Genomic DNA, 16,542 nt, shown 5'->3' on the forward strand with positions numbered 1-16,542 from the left:
GCGATGCGTTTCGATGGTAAGGTGGCAATCGTTACAGGTGGGGCAAGTGGCATCGGCGAAGCGACTGTTCGGGCTTTTGTTAGCGAGGGAGCGAATGTCGTTATCGCGGATTATTCGGAGCATGGCCAGCAACTGGCCAACGAGCTTGCAGGCGGCACCGAACGGGCAATATTCGTCAAAACCGATGTAACCGATACGAAAGCCGTGCAGGCGTTGATTGCAAAAACCGTCGAAACTTATGGTCGCCTCGACATCATGTTCGCCAATGCAGGCATCGCCGCAGATGGCCCGATAGACGAGCTGGATGAAACTGCATGGCAGAAAACCATCGATATCAACCTTACCGGTGTCTATCTTTGCGATAAATACGCGATTGACCAGATGCGCTCACAGGGCGGCGGAGTGATCGTGAATTGCGGCTCCATTCACAGTCATGTCGGGAAATCCGGCGTCACCGCCTATGCGGCTGCAAAGGGCGGCGTAAAACTTCTGACGCAGACACTTGCCATTGATTACGGTGCGCAGAACATCCGGGTGAACGCGGTTTGTCCCGGCTATATCGATACGCCGCTTCTCAAGGATATACCCGACGACAAGAAACAGGCTCTAGTAGCCCTGCATCCTATAGGTCGTCTCGGTCGCGCCGAAGAAGTAGCCAGCGTCGTGCTTTTTCTGGCAAGCGACGAATCTTCCTTCGTCACGGGAGCATCCATACTGGTCGATGGCGGCTATACGGCGCAGTAAAAGCACATCCTGAAAAGTGTGAAACGGTTTTCAGATAAGATGTGCGTGAAAAGAAGAAAATGAGGGCCCCGGAAAACCAGGGCTTTTCTCAGGTTAATCCGTATATCTGATCGGCCCGCTTCTCAAACGCTTCGGAAAATTTTTTGAAAGCGAGATCGAACATCGTTCCCATGAGAAGACCGAGGGTACGGCTCTTGAACTCATAATCGATGAAAAATTCGACATCGCACTCACTTCCGTCTCCTACCGGCTTGAAGGTCCAGCGGTTGTCGAGATAGCGAAACGGCCCGTCGAGATATTTTACATCAATGACGTTTTCCTCGGGCTTCAGCAGCACCTGACTGGTGAATGTCTCACGGATAAGCTTGTAACCAACTGTCATGTCGGCAATGAGAAGAGCCTTACCGTCACGCTCCTTGCGGGAGCGAACAGACAAGGCCTCGCACATTGGCAGAAACTGCGGATATTTCTCGACATCCGCAACGAGACCGAACATTTGCTCTGCCCGGTGATGTACCCGCCTGACGGTCGTAAACTGCGGCATTTCCTGTCTTAGGCCCGTGCAGAGATCTGCGCCTCACGCGCGGCTCTCAGCTTCGCGAAATCGTCGCCAGCGTGATGCGATGAACGCGTCAGCGGACTGGATGCAACCAGCAGGAAGCCCTTCGTCCGACCAATCGTCTCGAACGACTTGAATTCGTCGGGTGTCACGAAGCGAATGACAGGATGATGCTTGCGGGTCGGCTGGAGATATTGGCCGATGGTCATAAAATCCACATCAGCCGAACGCAGATCATCCATCAACTGAAGGATTTCATTCCGCTCCTCGCCAAGACCGACCATGATACCGGATTTGGTGAAAATGGTTGGGTCCAGTTCCTTGACGCGCTGCAGCAGGCGGATCGAATGGAAATAACGAGCGCCAGGACGAACCTTCAGATAACGCGACGGCACAGTTTCCAGATTGTGGTTGAACACGTCCGGGCGAGCCCTGACCACGACTTCGAGAGCACCTTCCTTGCGCAGGAAATCCGGCGTCAGGATTTCAATCGTGGTAGCAGGAGTAGCTTCGCGGATCGCCTGAATGACCTCAGCAAAATGCTGCGCACCACCATCGGCAAGATCGTCGCGATCCACCGATGTTATAACCACATGCGTCAGACCCATCTGCTTGACGGCCTTGGCAACATTCTCGGGTTCGTTCGGATCGAGCGCAGTCGGGATACCGGTCGAGACGTTACAGAAAGCACAGGCACGCGTGCAGATCTCGCCCATGATCATGAAGGTCGCGTGCTTCTTTTCCCAGCACTCGCCGATGTTCGGGCAACCTGCCTCTTCGCAAACCGTAACCAGCTTGTTTGAGCGAACGATATCGCGCGTTTCGCTGTAGCCGCGTGAGACAGGAGCCTTGACACGAATCCACTCGGGCTTCTTCAGGACAACATTGTCCGGACGATGCGCCTTCTCGGGATGCCGCTCACGCTTGCCTTGGTTCACCAGATCGAGAACTGTAACCATGCTTTTTCCTGCCTATCCGAAGCATTTTCATGAATGGACCTGAAATGCTCCCAAATTCGGTTCGGTCCTAATCCCTGCCTTCAACCCTGTCAACTTGAGCGATTTGCTACTCATCGCCGCGCCGCCAGTCCAAGAGCCCGGAAAACTAATGCCCATATCAGGCCAAATACCAAGCCTGCAGCGCCGAGCGCCAATGTGAGTACCCAGACCCCATACCAACCGGTTATGGCCATTCCGTTGACCGATATGGTGTTGCCGCCAAGAACACTCAAGGTGCCGGCTGCAAACCCCAGCACCAATCCTCCAACAGTACACCATTTAATGATCGGCCAGGCGGCACGCCGCCATGGCCCTCCGTTCTCGATCAGCGGAATGAGCGTCCCTCCGTATTATGCGTTCAGCACACGACCATACGCATCCAGAACGCTTTCCTTCATCATCTCGGAAAGGGTCGGGTGCGGGAAGACCGAATGCATCAGCTCTTCCTCAGTCGTTTCAAGGTTCATGGCGATCACGAAACCCTGGATGAGTTCAGTCACTTCCGCACCGACCATATGAGCACCAAGCAGCTGTCCCGTCTTCTTGTCGAAGATGGTCTTAACCAGTCCCTGATCTTCACCGAGCGCAATCGCCTTGCCATTTGCAGCAAACGAATAGCGACCAACGCGGATATCGTAGCCCTTTTCCTTGGCCTTTGCTTCGGTCAGACCAACGGAAGCGACCTGCGGGTTACAGTAGGTGCAGCCCGGAATCATGTTCTTTTCGAGCGGATGAACATTCGGAAGGCCTGCAATCTTCTCGATGCAGATAACGCCTTCATGCTCGGCCTTGTGTGCTAGCATTGGCGGACCGGCAACATCGCCGATAGCATAGATGCCAGCAACGTTGGTCTTGCCATATCCATCAATGACGACGCATCCACGGTCTGTTTTCACAACGAGTGCTTCAAGGCCAAGATTTTCGATATTACCCTGAACGCCAACTGCCGAGATCATACGGTCCACGGTCAACGACTGCGTCTTGCCGTCCTTGGTCTCGATATGGGCGGTCACATTATTTGCACCCTTCTCGACCTTGGTAACCTTGGCATCGGTAATGATCCTCAGGCCACGCTTTTCAAGCTGTTTGCGCGCGAGTGCGGAAATCTCCGCATCTTCAACCGGCATGATCTGCGGCATCAATTCCACGACCGTCACGTCAACGCCCATGTCATTGTAGAAAGAGGCAAACTCGATACCAATCGCACCCGACCCCATAACCAGCATAGACTTCGGCAGTTCCTGCGGAACCATTGCTTCGAAATAGGTCCAGATCAGCTTGCCATCCGGCTCAATGCCCGGCAAAGAGCGCGGACGTGCGCCAGTGGCGACGATAACGTGCTTCGCCTTGTAGGTGCCCTCGCCCAGAACGCCCTTCGGAACAGGGTTCTGCGGTTGCATCGGCTGCTTTGACGACTTGCCGACCGAAATCTCAACCGGATTGTTGCCCGAAGCAGCCTTTACAAGCTTTGCCTCGCCCCAGATCACGTCGATCTTGTTCTTCTTCATCAGGAAGCCGACGCCGCCATTAAGACGTGCGGACACACCGCGCGACCGCTGTACCACAGCCGTCACATCAGGTATGATCGTTCCTTCCAGCTTCAGGCCGTAATCCTTGGCGTGTTCGCCAAAATGCAGGATTTCAGCCGAGCGCAAAAGCGCCTTGGTCGGAATACAGCCCCAGTTGAGGCAAATGCCACCCAGATGTTCACGCTCAACGATAGCCGTCTTCAGGCCAAGCTGCGCAGCGCGGATTGCGGTAACATAGCCACCCGGGCCCGAGCCGATAACAATAACGTCGTAAATGTCGGCCATATTGTCCTGCCTTTGCTCAGTTCACTTCTCGGGTGAGCAGCACCCAGTCGTGTCTTTTGTCCTGCCCAATGCGTTCTATCGCTTCGAGCCGCTCAATTTCCTTGAAACCATGGGCGCCGTAAAGGGAAAGCGCCACATCGTTGTGGCTTTCGGTTATCAGGCTGATTGCCGGATTACCGTTCCGGTACGCCAGGTCGATCTCGTTTGCGACGAGTGCACGGCCAATACCTTTGCCGCGAAACTCCCGATAAACGCCAACACTATCTATAAAACGGTTGCCAATGACCTTGCGCTGCATCGCGATCAGCTGATCCGTAACCGGATGTTTTTCAGGCAGATCGTTGATACTTTCGTCCACAGTGAAGCCGATGGAAAGCCCGGCAATATCGCCGGCCCATTCGGCTATCGTCACGCTCTGCCAGCCTTCGCTCCCGTCAGCGCGCATATATTGCCGACCGCGTTCCATGGCCGTTTCGGTTCGCCCGTCAAGAACGGCCCCGTACCAGAGCCATGACGCAAAACCGTGCGAAGAGATATCGACAAGAATGGCGATCTCTGCGGCTTCACGGCGTTCAGCCGGGCGTAGGTTCGGTTGTCCAGCCATTCAAAAACCTCAGGCGTCGAGTTCAGCAGAACGCGACGCCCTTGAAGTTGATCAATCAGACCAGCATACCCATCGGGTTTTCGATGTGACGCTTGAAGGCCTGTGCAAGTTCAGCAGCCAACGCGCCGTCGACGGCACGATGATCGGTTGAAAGGGTTACAGACATAACGGTCGCAACCTTGATTTCACCGTTCTTGACCACTGCACGCTGTTCACCTGCGCCGATTGCGAAAATGGTCGCATGCGGCGGATTGATGATCGCGGCAAAGTCCTTCACGCCAAACATGCCAAGGTTGGACACGGAGGTCGAACCGCCCTGATATTCTTCAGGCTTCAGCTTGCGATCACGCGCACGCTTGGCAAGGTCCTTCATCTCATTGGAGATAGCGGACAGCGTCTTCGAGTCCGACTGACGCACGATTGGAGTAATCAGACCGCCCGGAATGGAGACTGCAACGCCGACATCAGCACGCTTGTGCTTGACCATACCGCCTTCAGTCCAAGAGACATTGGCTTCAGGAATGTCACGCAGTGCAAGAGCAACAGCCTTGATCACCAGATCGTTGACAGAAAGCTTGTAGGCCGGAACCTCACCCTTTTCAGTCTTGATCATCGGTGCGGCTGCATTGATCTGCGAACGCAGAGCCAGAAGTGCATCCAGTTCGCAATCAATCGTCAGATAGAAATGCGGAACAGTCTGCTTCGATTCCACCAGACGGCGGGCAATGGTTTTGCGCATACCATCGTGAGGAACAATCTCGTAAGTGCCTTCCTCAAAGAGCTTGAGAACGGCTTCATCCGACATCGGCTTCGGTGCGGCAGCAGAGGCAGCTTCCGCCTTCGGCGCAGCAGCCTTGGCACCACCGGAAGCCAGAGCAGCTTCCACATCGCGCTGAACGACACGGCCGTGCGGACCGGTACCCTTCACAGCGGCGATATCGACACCGGATTCCTTGGCGATACGGCGTGCAAGCGGCGACGCAAACACGCGGTCACCCTTATTCGCAGCAGCGGGCTGCTCTGCCTTGGCTGGTGCAGGCACCGCTGCAGGAGCTGCAGCTGGCTTCGGCTCTTCCTTGGGAGCCTCGACCTTTGCTTCTGTGTTCGGAGCCGAAGCCGCGCCCTTTGCGGCAGCCGCCACGTCCTCGCCTTCTTCGGCGAGGATAGCGATCAGCGCATTGACCTTGACGCCTTCGGAGCCAGCGGGAACCACGAGCTTGGCAATCGTGCCCTCGTCCACAGCTTCCACTTCCATCGTGGCCTTGTCGGTCTCGATTTCAGCAATAACATCGCCAGGAGCGATCTTGTCGCCTTCCTTGACCAGCCATTTCGACAGGTTGCCTTCTTCCATCGTCGGAGAAAGCGCTGGCATGGTGATATTGATCGGCATGTCCAGACCCTTTCGTTACGCGGTATAGGTAACGGCTTTCACCGCTTCGACCACTTCGGCGACAGTCGGCAGCGCCAGCTTTTCCAGATTTGCCGCATAAGGCATCGGAACATCCTTACCAGCAATGGTCAGGATCGGCGCATCGAGATAATCGAAAGCCTGCTGCATGACGCGGGTGGCGATTTCCGTACCAACGGACGACTGCGGGAAACCTTCTTCCACAGTCACCAGTCGGCCAGTCTTCTTGACTGATTCGACGACAGTCGGAATATCCATCGGGCGGATCGTGCGCAGATCGATGATTTCAACATCAATACCCTGCTGGGCCAGCTCTTCAGCCGCCTTGACGGCGTAGGTCATGCCGATACCGAACGAAACAATGGTGGCGTCTTTGCCCTGCTTGTGAATGCGGGCCTTGCCAATCGGCAGCACGAAATCGTCAAGCTTCGGCACATCGAAATGATGACCGTACAGGATTTCGTTTTCGAGGAAGATCACCGGATTCGGATCGCGAATGGCAGCCTTCAGCAAGCCCTTGGCGTCGGCTGCCGTGTACGGCATGACGACCTTGAGACCCGGAATGTGGCTGTACCAGGCCGCATAGCACTGCGAGTGCTGGGCAGCAACGCGTGCAGCAGCACCGGATGGGCCACGGAAGACCATCGGAGCGCCCATCTGTCCACCGGACATATAAAGCGTCTTGGCAGCAGAGTTCACGATCTGGTCGATTGCCTGCATGGCAAAGTTAAAGGTCATGAATTCAACGATCGGACGCAGACCCGCAAAAGCCGCGCCAACACCTACACCGGCAAAACCATGTTCGGTGATCGGAGTATCGACAACACGCTTGGAACCGAATTCGTCGAGAAGTCCCTGCGTTACCTTGTAAGCGCCCTGATATTCGGCGACTTCTTCGCCCATCACGAAAACATTCGGATCACGGCGCATTTCTTCGGCCATAGCATCACGAAGCGCTTCACGAACTGTCGTGGAAACCATTTCGGTGCCAGCCGGGATGTCCGGGTCGGACGCGACTTCGAGTGCTGGAGCCTTTGGAGCAGCCGGAACAGAATCAGCCTTCTTCTCTTCGGCTTTTGGCTCTTCCTTGGCTTCGCTCGATGGTGCCTCGGCTTTGGCCGCCGGAGCAGAACCGATGTCGGAAGCGCTTTCACCGTCACCGAGAAGCACGGCAATCGGCGTATTGACCTTCACGCCTTCGGTGCCTTCATCGACAAGAATTTTGCCGATCGTGCCTTCATCGACAGCTTCGACTTCCATCGTCGCCTTGTCGGTTTCAATTTCGGCGATCACATCGCCGGACGTAACCTTGTCGCCTTCTTTCTTCAGCCATTTGGAGAGCTTGCCCTCTTCCATGGTTGGGGAAAGTGCGGGCATGAGAATTTCTACGGGCATGACAACACCTTCCTGGAATTAGAGCAGAATATCCGTGTAGAGCTCGGATGCATCCGGCTCCGGATCGTTTTGAGCGAAATCAGCAGAATCAGCGACAATGTCGCGGACATCCTTGTCGATTTCCTTCAGCTCTTCCTCGGTTGCCCAACCCTTGTCGATCAGACGCTGCTTGACCTGTTCGATCGGATCATGCTCGGAGCGCATCTTCTGCACTTCTTCCTTCGAACGATACTTTGCCGGATCCGACATGGAGTGACCGCGGTAACGGTAGGTCTGCATGTCGAGAATGATCGGCCCCTTGCCGGAACGCGTCCATTCCACGGCCAGATCGGCAGCAGCCTTGACCGCACGAACGTCCATGCCATCTACCTGGATACCCGGAATATTGAAAGAGAGACCGCGCTTCGAGAAGTCCGTTTCTGCGGACGAGCGCGAAACCGATGTGCCCATGGCGTAGCGGTTGTTCTCGATGATGTAGACTACCGGCAGCTTCCATAGCGATGCCATGTTGAAGCTTTCGTAGACCTGACCCTGATTGGAAGCGCCATCGCCGAAATAGGTCAGCGTTACATTGTCGTTGTCGCGATAGCGATTCGCGAATGCAAGGCCTGTGCCGAGCGAAACCTGCGCACCGACGATACCATGACCGCCGTAGAAGTTCTTCTCTTTGGAGAACATGTGCATGGAGCCGCCCTTGCCCTTGGAAAGGCCGCTGCGACGTCCGGTCAGTTCAGCCATCACGCCGCGCGCGCTCATGCCAGCTGCAAGCATATGACCATGATCGCGATAGGCGGTGATTACCTGATCACCTTCCTTCAGCGCCATCTGCATGCCGACCACCACGGCCTCCTGGCCGATATAAAGGTGGCAGAAGCCTCCAATGAAGCCCATGCCATAAAGCTGGCCGGCTTTTTCTTCGAAACGCCGGATCAACAGCATTTCGCGATAAGCGTCCAGCTCCTGCTTCTTGTCGAAGTTCACAGGTGCAGGTGCCTTGGGTGCAGTCACAGAAGACGCCTGCGTTTTGCTAGCAGGCGACTTTTTAGCCCTCGGTGCCATATCTCGCTCCCTAAATTGTCGTTCTATTGTGACGTTATACGGGCATATCACAAGATACAATATGCGCCCAGAGCATAGCTGCTATGTCGCCAAGCCCTTAAAAACATATCACAAAAAGACAATTAACCGGATTTCAGTTAATTTGAACGGTCTTCCCTGGAGGTGATAATTGTCACTTCATCGGGATGGGAGAGATTAAGCGCTCTGCGTGCCTGCTCGTCAAGCATATCCTTCTCAATGGAACCGTCGCGCAAAAGCGTGACTCGTTTTTCGAGCGCGTTGCGATCTGCCGTCACCTGTTCAAGCTGCTTGGCCAGAAGACTTTTCTGCTCTTCCAGCTGGATACGGGAGTAGAGACCATATTCGCCGTGATAGGCGTGAAAGCCGAAGTAACTCAGAAATGCAGCCGTCAGAATGGGCAACACAAAACGCCCACGGATCGATTTACGCTTCTGCTTGGTCCACATTTCGGCTTCCTTCCCGGATATTCGGTGCCACTACGAATCCTGCGAAGGGCATCAATCCGAATTCCACCATCAAGCATTATTTTGCTTAACAGAGATTTACCAAGAACCGATGTCAGGAACAGTCGGGACTAGTTTTCGCAACAGCTGGAAGAAGTGAACCTCGCGCAAACCATTCAAACCCGTCAGGAATCGAGAACGGCTCACCATAAAGACGAGCCGCTCATTCAGATTGTTAAAATGTTTGACAGGATCAAACGTCTACAATTGTGGAAAACCCGCCCATGATCATGCGCTTGCCGTCGAATGGCATCTGGTCACCCATCGCCTTCATACGCGGATCACTCATCATTTTGCTATTTGCAGCGTCGCGCGTTGCCTTGTCGGGATATTCGAACCAGGAGAAAACAACCTCCTCGTCGGCCTCAGCCTTAACCGCACGTCGAAAATCGGTGACCTTGCCATCCGGCACATCATCCCCCCATGCTTCGACCATACGCGTCACGCCAAACTCCTTGAATAATACAGCAGCTTCGGCGGCATGCTTGCGATAGAGTTCCTTGTTCGCCTTGGGGACGGCGACAACAAATCCTTCGATATAAGCCATTTTCTCTCTCCCGTTGTTAACTCCCCCACGGCTTCATCATCTGAATTCCAAGCCGCTGCCTCATCTGCTCAAACACCAATGTAATAACATTGATATCAATATAATTGCATTCGGTCAAATGCCGAGCATTGGAAGTCATATAGGGCGAAAACGAAAAAAGGCGGACCGAAGCCCGCCTTTATCAGTCTCAGAGAAAAATCAGAGGAACTTCAGTGCGTTGCGACCTGCATAGCGGGCCTGCTTGCCAAGTTCTTCCTCGATACGGATAAGCTGATTGTACTTGGCCGTACGGTCCGAACGGGCCAGCGAGCCAGTCTTGATCTGACCACAGTTGGTAGCAACCGCGAGATCGGCAATCGTCGAATCCTCGGTTTCACCCGAACGATGCGACATGACGGCAGTATAGCCAGCCTTATGAGCTGTTTCGACCGCGTCGAGCGTTTCAGACAGCGATCCGATCTGGTTGACCTTGACGAGAATCGAGTTGGCAACGCCCATACGAATACCGTCACGGAGACGAGCGGAATTGGTGACGAACAGGTCGTCACCAACGAGTTGGCACTTGTCGCCAATAAGATCGGTGAGGTACTTCCAACCTTCCCAGTCGTCTTCAGCCATACCATCTTCGATAGTGACGATAGGATAGTCGCTGGCGAGCTTGGCGAGATACTTGGCCTGAGCCTTTGGATCGCGCGTCTTGCGCTCGCCTTCATAGACGTAATTACCGTCCTTGAAGAATTCGGTCGCAGCGCAGTCGAGGCCAAGAGCAATATCTTCACCCGGCTTGAAACCGGCCTTTTCGATCGATTCCATAATGAAGTCGAGCGCAGCCTGGGCATTCTTCAGATTAGGAGCAAAGCCGCCTTCATCGCCAACATTGGTGTTGTGACCGGCATCCTTCAGACGCTTTTTGAGGGTATGGAAAACTTCCGAGCCATAACGAACAGCTTCACGAACGGACGAAGCCCCCACCGGCAGAATCATGAATTCCTGGAAATCAATCGGATTGTCAGCATGTGCACCGCCATTGATGATATTCATCATGGGGACCGGCAGAACATGGGCATTTGCGCCACCAACGTAGCGGTAAAGTGGGAGACCCGTTGCCTGAGCCGCAGCCTTGGCAACTGCAAGCGAAACACCCAGAATTGCGTTGGCACCGATGTTGCCCTTGTTGGCCGAGCCGTCAAGCTCGATCATCGTCTGGTCGATAAGCAGCTGGCTTTCCGCATCCATGCCCGCAATAGCGTCAAAAATCTTGCCATTGACAGCTTCGACGGCCTTTTCCACACCCTTGCCGAGATAGCGGCTGCCACCGTCACGCAATTCTACAGCTTCATGCGCGCCAGTCGATGCGCCAGACGGAACCGCAGCACGTCCGAAAGAGCCGTCTTCAAGCACAACGTCCACTTCGACGGTCGGGTTGCCGCGGCTGTCGAGGATTTCGCGGCCGACGATGTCGATGATTGCAGTCATAGGAACCAGTCCTTCCCTATAGATTGCCCCGCCAGATGTGCGAGGCGCTTAACAAATCCGATGCGGCCATTTCTTAGCGCATAATCCTAAAACTTTGCAGACATTTCAGAAAAGATTATGCACCAGGCCAATTTTTAAGCCCTAACCGCAAAAAAGCGGCGAGAATGGCTTAGCGAAACAAAAGGCGGAGGAAAATCCCCCGCCTTTTTAAATTCTCCGAGAACTGTTTAAAGCCCTTTCGCGATACGATCGAAAGCCATCAGCTTTTCGAGGAGCGCGGGCATTTTATCCACCGGCACCATATTCGGACCATCGGATGGGGCATTGTCCGGATCCTGATGCGTTTCGATGAAGAGCCCGGCAACGCCAACGGCTACAGCTGCGCGTGCCAGTGTCTCAACGAATTCGCGCTGACCACCCGACGAACCACCGTGCCCGCCCGGTTGCTGTACTGAGTGAGTCGCATCGAACACAACCGGTGAACCAAGGCCTGCCATGATCGGCAAGGAACGCATATCGGAAACGAGCGTATTATAGCCAAACGAAACACCGCGTTCGGTCGCCAGCACATTCGGATTGCCACTTTCCGTAATCTTGGAAAGAACATTCTTCATGTCCCACGGCGCCAGAAACTGGCCCTTCTTGACATTCACGACACGTCCCGTCTTTGCGGCAGCAATCAGCAGATCGGTCTGGCGGCAGAGAAATGCCGGGATTTGCAGGACATCGACCACGGGAGCAACTGCGGCGCACTGCTCTTCAGTGTGGATGTCCGTCAGCACCGGAAAGCCGAACTCCTTCTTGAGATCGGCAAAAACTTCCATTGCCTTTTCGAGGCCGATTCCACGCTCAGCCTTCAAGGATGTGCGATTGGCCTTGTCGAAGCTGGACTTGTAGACAAGATCGATGCCGAGCTTATCGGTCATCTCCTTGAGACGGCCCGCCATATCGAAGGCGTGTTCACGCGTTTCCATCTGGCACGGGCCCGCTATCAGGGCAAACGGCGCACTGTTTGAAAAAGTAACGTTTCCGATTTTTACGGATGAATTGGCAGTCGCCATGACGTGAACCTCGATATTGAGTGCCTTGCAGGCACCTTATCTGGCGTAAAGGTGGGTCGAAAACAAGACCACGGCCTGAAAGCAGAAATGAAAACGCGCCCCGAAAGGCGCGTTAGATTTTCAGACCAGACGGCTCTGCTCGATTGCCGCTTCAATGAAGGAAGCAAACAGCGGATGCGGTTCGAACGGTCGAGACTTCAGTTCAGGATGGTACTGAACGCCGATGAACCAAGGGTGGTCAGGATATTCGACTGTTTCCGGCAGAACACCATCCGGTGACATGCCTGCGAAGTTCAGCCCGGCAGATTCCAGACGTTCCTTGTAGTCGATATTGACTTCATAGCGATGACGATGGCGCTCGGAAATATCGGTCGATCCGTAGATTTCCGCAATCTTTGAGCCCGACTTCAACGCCGCTTCATATGCACCAAGGCGCATTGTACCGCCAAGATCACCAGCCGAAGCGCGCTTCTCGAGCATATTGCCCTTCAGCCACTCGGTCATGAGACCAACAACCGGCTCCTTGGTCGGACCGAACTCGGTCGAAGATGCGTTTTCGATACCAACGAGATTACGTGCTGCTTCAATGCAAGCCATTTGCATGCCAAAGCAGATACCGAAGTAAGGAACCTTGCGTTCACGAGCGAACTTCGCTGCAAGAATCTTGCCTTCCGCGCCACGTTCGCCGAAACCGCCCGGCACCAGAATGCCATGAACCTTTTCCAGATATGGGGCCGGATCTTCGCTTTCGAAGACTTCAGCCTCGATCCAGTCGAGATTGACTTTTACCTTGTTGGCAAGACCACCATGATAGAGCGCTTCGATCAGCGACTTATAGGCATCTTTAAGGCCAGTATATTTGCCGACGATGGCGATGGTCACTTCGCCTTCTGGATTGTGGAGGCGGTTGGAGACCTCTTCCCAGCGGTCCATACGGGGCTTCGGAGCCGGATCGATACCGAATGCCGACAGAACTTCCGAATCAAGGCCTTCCTTATGGTAGGCAATCGGCACATCGTAGATCGTTGCTACGTCGAGCGCCTGAATGACCGCGCTTTCGCGGACATTACAGAACAACGACAGCTTGCGACGTTCTGATTCCGGAATCTCGCGATCGGCGCGGACCAGAAGGATATCTGGAGCAATACCGATAGAGCGCAGCTCCTTGACCGAATGCTGGGTCGGCTTGGTCTTCAGTTCACCAGCTGCCGGAATATACGGCATCAAGGTCAGATGGATATAAACTGCCGTTCCGCGCGGCAGTTCATTGCCAAGCTGACGGATCGCTTCGAGGAACGGCATGGCTTCGATGTCGCCAACCGTGCCGCCGATTTCGCAAAGAACGAAATCATAGTCTTCGTTGCCTTCAAGGACGAAGTTCTTGATCTCGTCGGTCACATGCGGAATGACCTGAACCGTCGCACCGAGATAATCGCCGCGGCGTTCCTTTTCGATGATATTCCGATAAATGCGGCCGGTGGTGATGTTGTCCTGCTGGTTGGCAGGACGACCGGTGAACCGCTCGTAATGGCCCAGATCAAGGTCGGTTTCGGCACCATCGTCAGTGACGAACACCTCACCATGCTGGTAAGGCGACATCGTGCCGGGATCGACATTCAGATAAGGGTCGAGTTTACGGATACGCACGCGGTAACCACGTGCCTGAAGGAGTGCAGCCAGTGCTGCGGCAGCTATGCCTTTTCCAAGGGAAGAAACCACGCCGCCAGTGATGAATACATATCGCGCCATGGGCTTATCTCGTTAGACTTTCTTGATTGATTCCGCCACCAAAAAATGCACCCCGGCAGTGTTTTTTCACCGAAGCAAGGCGGTAATCGTCGTTGCACAAAGAAAAACCGGAGCCAGAAACCCCGGAGCGAATACGTCTGTACTCTCTAGCGCCTCTATTCACATAAAGCCATGTCGAAGCTCGAAATCCACAGCTTCCACCTGTCAGAATAGCCATTGGCACAAAAGAAAAGGCCGAGCCCATAAGCCCGGCCACATTCACATAGTCATTTACAGATCAGAGAACAACCACTTCGGTACCCAGACCGACGCGCTCATAAAGATCCATCACATCCTCATTGATCATGCGGAAGCAGCCGTTGGAAGCCGAGCTACCGATAGTCCATGGCTGTACCGTGCCATGAATGCGGATGTAGGTGTCCTTGTTGCCCTGAAACAAGTACAGAGCGCGCGAACCAAGTGGGTTGCCTGGACCACCATCCATACCGTTCTTGAAGCGACCATAGTGAGCCGGATCACGCTCGATCATTTCCTTGGTCGGAATCCAGCGCGGCCACTCCCGCTTCGCGTTGATTGTTCCAGTGCCCTTGAATTCCAATCCCTGCTTGCCGACAGCGATGCCATAACGGCGAGCAGTCGTCGACGTTTCAACAAGGTAAAGGAAACGCTGCTTCGGGTCGATCACGATGGTGCCAGGCTTATAGCCGGTAAAAGCCACTTCCTGCGCCCGGAACTTCGGATCGATGTTGTACTTATTGGCCTTAACTGCATTGCCGCTCTTGGAAGCCTTTTTCTTCTTCGGCTTTTCAGGATTGGCCTTGGCATCGCTTGAGAGAGCAACTTGCTGAACAGACGCAGCAGCTTCATTGAGCTGCGCTTCAGCGCTTACCGGCGAAGTTGCAAATGCAGGAGCGGTCGCTCCGATGCAGAGAGTTGCAATACCTGCCATCAAAATACGGCGTGAAAACATGTTCGGTTCCCGAAAATTCAAGCACAAGGGAAAAATGTCTGCCGCATTAATTGCGACCAGACTTTCGCTTTCCTTACTGCAAAGCGATCCGGTTCTCAATTCGCTGCCATCGTTCTGCAATGCGATTCGCGGCAGCGTATTGCCTAGCTGCAACACTTTGCAGTCTCATGATTAACAAAAAGAAAACCGGCCACAAGGGCCGGTTTCGCATTCTGTTCACTTTGCTCGGCCTTTTACTGCGAGCTAGGAACCGGGTTGGCCGGGGTTTCCGGAACAACCGGAGCCTGCGGCTGGGTAGCGTCGGGCTGTGTTGCCGGCGCTGTAGCACCTGGAGCTGCAGGTGCAGTCTGATTGGCGTCAGGACGCGAAGACTCGCCACCCAGCTGATTGAGGATACCGCCGCCATTGCCGCCTGCCGGAGCTGACTGACTGCCGGTTGCCGCCGGGATACGGTTGAGAATGTCGGTCGGCTTTTCGCCGTAGCGTGCCATGATGCCGAGAATAAGCGAGGTCGCGAAGAAACCGATCGCGAGAATGGCTGTCGTGCGGGTCAGTGCGTTGGCTGCGCCGCGAGCCGTCATGAACCCCGAACCGCCGCCAATGCCAAGGCCACCGCCTTCAGAACGCTGGATAAGCACAACGCCGACAAGCGCCAGCACGATCAACAAATGAATGACAATGATTACGGTCTGCATGGGTTACGGTCTTTATATCCCTAAAACTAGAGCGGCTCTTTACACGCTATTGTCCGATAATCCAAGCCCCGAGACCAAGATAGACAGACGTGATGTGCCGGTTACAAATTACGATAGGTTTCGCATATGGCGAGAAAATCGTTCGCCTTCAAGCTCGCACCACCAACAAGCGCACCATCAACATCCGCGACGCCGAGCAATTCCAATGCGTTTGAAGGCTTGACCGAACCGCCATAGAGCAGCCGAAGATGTGCGCCTTTCGTGCCGAAACGTTCAATTAGCTGCTCACGCATGAAAGCATGAGCGGCACGCACGTCCTGCACTGTTGGCGTCAACCCTGTACCGATTGCCCAAACCGGTTCGTAAGCAATGATCGTATTCGCGGCATTGACGCCATCCGGCAAAGAGCCAGCAAGCTGCTTGCCGATTACATCCAGAGTACGCTCCGCCTTGCGCTCATCGGCAGTTTCGCCGACGCAAACGATTGCAATCAATCCGGCAGCCCATGCGGCCTCGGTCTTGGCGCGAACAGTGTCATTGCTTTCATGATGGTCGGTCCGGCGTTCGGAATGACCGATTATGACATGCGTAGCGCCCGCTTCCTTAAGCATTTCTGCAGAGACATCGCCTGTATGCGCGCCAGACACTTTATGGTGAGCATCCTGACCGCCGAGACCAACAGTCTCGCCTTCGAGCGTTTCCGCCGCGCGGGAAAGAAGCGTCGCAGGTACACAAATGACGGCGTCAAGCTTGCGGCCGAGATCGGAGCTCAGGCCGGCAGCAATCGCACGCAATTCGGTCAGGGACTCTCCCGTGCCATTCATCTTCCAGTTGCCAGCAACCAGCGGACGGATTCCCGGAGTCATTTCATTCTCCTCGCCTGTTCAAAACAGTAGACGCGGTCACCTCTTGAAAGCGGACCAGCGCCAAAATTTGCCA

At 54.6% G+C, this 16,542-nt stretch carries 17 protein-coding genes; 1 reads left to right on the top strand and 16 read right to left on the bottom strand.

Going from position 1 to position 16,542, the window contains the following annotated elements; translation table 11 throughout:
- The first annotated feature begins 3 nt into the window (after positions 1 to 3).
- Positions 4 to 744: a glucose 1-dehydrogenase gene (locus tag KWJ32_RS17710; protein WP_012091977.1), complete on the top strand. Its 741-nt coding sequence runs from the start codon at positions 4 to 6 to the stop codon at positions 742 to 744.
- Positions 745 to 832: 88 nt separating this feature from the next.
- Here KWJ32_RS17710 and KWJ32_RS17715 read toward each other — a convergent pair whose 3' ends face one another.
- The 16 genes from KWJ32_RS17715 to tpiA all read right to left on the bottom strand — a co-directional run bounded on the left by KWJ32_RS17715 (position 833) and on the right by tpiA (position 16,469).
- Positions 833 to 1,288 carry a type II toxin-antitoxin system RatA family toxin gene (locus tag KWJ32_RS17715; protein WP_010660013.1) on the bottom strand — a complete coding sequence of 152 codons (456 nt, stop codon included), beginning with the start codon at positions 1,286 to 1,288 and terminating at the stop codon, positions 833 to 835.
- A gap of 8 nt (positions 1,289 to 1,296) precedes the next feature.
- A complete protein-coding gene (lipA, locus tag KWJ32_RS17720; RefSeq protein WP_012091976.1) occupies positions 1,297 to 2,262 on the bottom strand; it encodes a lipoyl synthase in 966 nt (321 codons plus the stop codon).
- Positions 2,263 to 2,372: 110 nt separating this feature from the next.
- Positions 2,373 to 2,558, bottom strand: coding sequence for a hypothetical protein (locus tag KWJ32_RS17725; protein ID WP_012091975.1), 186 nt, complete (start codon positions 2,556 to 2,558; stop codon positions 2,373 to 2,375).
- Positions 2,559 to 2,651: 93 nt separating this feature from the next.
- Positions 2,652 to 4,115, bottom strand: a complete 1,464-nt coding sequence (gene lpdA / locus KWJ32_RS17730) for a dihydrolipoyl dehydrogenase (protein ID WP_151609944.1) — start codon at positions 4,113 to 4,115, stop codon at positions 2,652 to 2,654.
- Positions 4,116 to 4,131: 16 nt separating this feature from the next.
- Positions 4,132 to 4,719, bottom strand: a complete 588-nt coding sequence (locus tag KWJ32_RS17735) for a GNAT family N-acetyltransferase (RefSeq protein ID WP_012091973.1) — start codon at positions 4,717 to 4,719, stop codon at positions 4,132 to 4,134.
- Between the two features lie 55 nt (positions 4,720 to 4,774).
- Positions 4,775 to 6,109 carry a pyruvate dehydrogenase complex dihydrolipoamide acetyltransferase gene (locus KWJ32_RS17740; RefSeq protein ID WP_012091972.1) on the bottom strand — a complete coding sequence of 445 codons (1,335 nt, stop codon included), beginning with the start codon at positions 6,107 to 6,109 and terminating at the stop codon, positions 4,775 to 4,777.
- Positions 6,110 to 6,124: 15 nt separating this feature from the next.
- Complete coding sequence (locus KWJ32_RS17745) at positions 6,125 to 7,522, bottom strand: pyruvate dehydrogenase complex E1 component subunit beta (RefSeq protein WP_012091971.1); 1,398 nt, start codon at positions 7,520 to 7,522, stop codon at positions 6,125 to 6,127.
- A gap of 18 nt (positions 7,523 to 7,540) precedes the next feature.
- Positions 7,541 to 8,581 (bottom strand): pyruvate dehydrogenase (acetyl-transferring) E1 component subunit alpha, encoded by a 1,041-nt coding sequence (pdhA, locus tag KWJ32_RS17750; RefSeq protein WP_012091970.1) that lies wholly within the window; start codon positions 8,579 to 8,581, stop codon positions 7,541 to 7,543.
- Positions 8,582 to 8,718: 137 nt separating this feature from the next.
- Positions 8,719 to 9,048: a septum formation initiator family protein gene (locus tag KWJ32_RS17755; protein ID WP_010660005.1), complete on the bottom strand. Its 330-nt coding sequence runs from the start codon at positions 9,046 to 9,048 to the stop codon at positions 8,719 to 8,721.
- Between the two features lie 250 nt (positions 9,049 to 9,298).
- Positions 9,299 to 9,652, bottom strand: a complete 354-nt coding sequence (locus tag KWJ32_RS17760) for a DUF1428 family protein (RefSeq protein ID WP_010660004.1) — start codon at positions 9,650 to 9,652, stop codon at positions 9,299 to 9,301.
- 198 nt (positions 9,653 to 9,850) lie between these two features.
- The gene (gene eno, locus KWJ32_RS17765; RefSeq protein WP_012091969.1) at positions 9,851 to 11,128 is read right to left on the bottom strand and encodes a phosphopyruvate hydratase; all 1,278 of its coding nucleotides are present in this window, start codon (positions 11,126 to 11,128) and stop codon (positions 9,851 to 9,853) included.
- Positions 11,129 to 11,355: 227 nt separating this feature from the next.
- A complete protein-coding gene (kdsA, locus tag KWJ32_RS17770) occupies positions 11,356 to 12,189 on the bottom strand; it encodes a 3-deoxy-8-phosphooctulonate synthase (protein ID WP_012091968.1) in 834 nt (277 codons plus the stop codon).
- Positions 12,190 to 12,309: 120 nt separating this feature from the next.
- On the bottom strand, positions 12,310 to 13,938 hold the full coding sequence (locus KWJ32_RS17775) for a CTP synthase (protein ID WP_010660001.1): 1,629 nt from the start codon (positions 13,936 to 13,938) through the stop codon (positions 12,310 to 12,312).
- Between the two features lie 277 nt (positions 13,939 to 14,215).
- A complete protein-coding gene (locus tag KWJ32_RS17780) occupies positions 14,216 to 14,908 on the bottom strand; it encodes a L,D-transpeptidase (protein ID WP_010660000.1) in 693 nt (230 codons plus the stop codon).
- A 233-nt stretch (positions 14,909 to 15,141) separates the two neighbouring features.
- Positions 15,142 to 15,603, bottom strand: a complete 462-nt coding sequence (secG, locus tag KWJ32_RS17785; RefSeq protein ID WP_010659999.1) for a preprotein translocase subunit SecG — start codon at positions 15,601 to 15,603, stop codon at positions 15,142 to 15,144.
- A 101-nt stretch (positions 15,604 to 15,704) separates the two neighbouring features.
- On the bottom strand, positions 15,705 to 16,469 hold the full coding sequence (tpiA, locus tag KWJ32_RS17790; protein WP_012091967.1) for a triose-phosphate isomerase: 765 nt from the start codon (positions 16,467 to 16,469) through the stop codon (positions 15,705 to 15,707).
- Between the last annotated feature and the right edge of the window lie 73 nt (positions 16,470 to 16,542).

The organism is Ochrobactrum sp. BTU2 (genome assembly GCF_024539785.1).
GTDB classification, from domain to species: domain Bacteria; phylum Pseudomonadota; class Alphaproteobacteria; order Rhizobiales; family Rhizobiaceae; genus Brucella; species Brucella anthropi.

Coding starts and splice junctions, on each gene's coding strand:
- KWJ32_RS17755 (WP_010660005.1), bottom strand. CDS start 9,048: ATGTGGACCAAGCAGAAGCGTAAATCGATCCGTGGGCGTTTTGTGTTG.
- KWJ32_RS17740 (WP_012091972.1), bottom strand. CDS start 6,109: ATGCCGATCAATATCACCATGCCAGCGCTTTCTCCGACGATGGAAGAA.
- tpiA (WP_012091967.1), bottom strand. CDS start 16,469: ATGACTCCGGGAATCCGTCCGCTGGTTGCTGGCAACTGGAAGATGAAT.
- lpdA (WP_151609944.1), bottom strand. CDS start 4,115: ATGGCCGACATTTACGACGTTATTGTTATCGGCTCGGGCCCGGGTGGC.
- KWJ32_RS17745 (WP_012091971.1), bottom strand. CDS start 7,522: ATGCCCGTAGAAATTCTCATGCCCGCACTTTCCCCAACCATGGAAGAG.
- pdhA (WP_012091970.1), bottom strand. CDS start 8,581: ATGGCACCGAGGGCTAAAAAGTCGCCTGCTAGCAAAACGCAGGCGTCT.
- KWJ32_RS17735 (WP_012091973.1), bottom strand. CDS start 4,719: ATGGCTGGACAACCGAACCTACGCCCGGCTGAACGCCGTGAAGCCGCA.
- eno (WP_012091969.1), bottom strand. CDS start 11,128: ATGACTGCAATCATCGACATCGTCGGCCGCGAAATCCTCGACAGCCGC.
- KWJ32_RS17760 (WP_010660004.1), bottom strand. CDS start 9,652: ATGGCTTATATCGAAGGATTTGTTGTCGCCGTCCCCAAGGCGAACAAG.
- KWJ32_RS17775 (WP_010660001.1), bottom strand. CDS start 13,938: ATGGCGCGATATGTATTCATCACTGGCGGCGTGGTTTCTTCCCTTGGA.
- KWJ32_RS17715 (WP_010660013.1), bottom strand. CDS start 1,288: ATGCCGCAGTTTACGACCGTCAGGCGGGTACATCACCGGGCAGAGCAA.
- KWJ32_RS17780 (WP_010660000.1), bottom strand. CDS start 14,908: ATGTTTTCACGCCGTATTTTGATGGCAGGTATTGCAACTCTCTGCATC.
- kdsA (WP_012091968.1), bottom strand. CDS start 12,189: ATGGCGACTGCCAATTCATCCGTAAAAATCGGAAACGTTACTTTTTCA.
- lipA (WP_012091976.1), bottom strand. CDS start 2,262: ATGGTTACAGTTCTCGATCTGGTGAACCAAGGCAAGCGTGAGCGGCAT.
- secG (WP_010659999.1), bottom strand. CDS start 15,603: ATGCAGACCGTAATCATTGTCATTCATTTGTTGATCGTGCTGGCGCTT.
- KWJ32_RS17710 (WP_012091977.1), top strand. CDS start 4: ATGCGTTTCGATGGTAAGGTGGCAATCGTTACAGGTGGGGCAAGTGGC.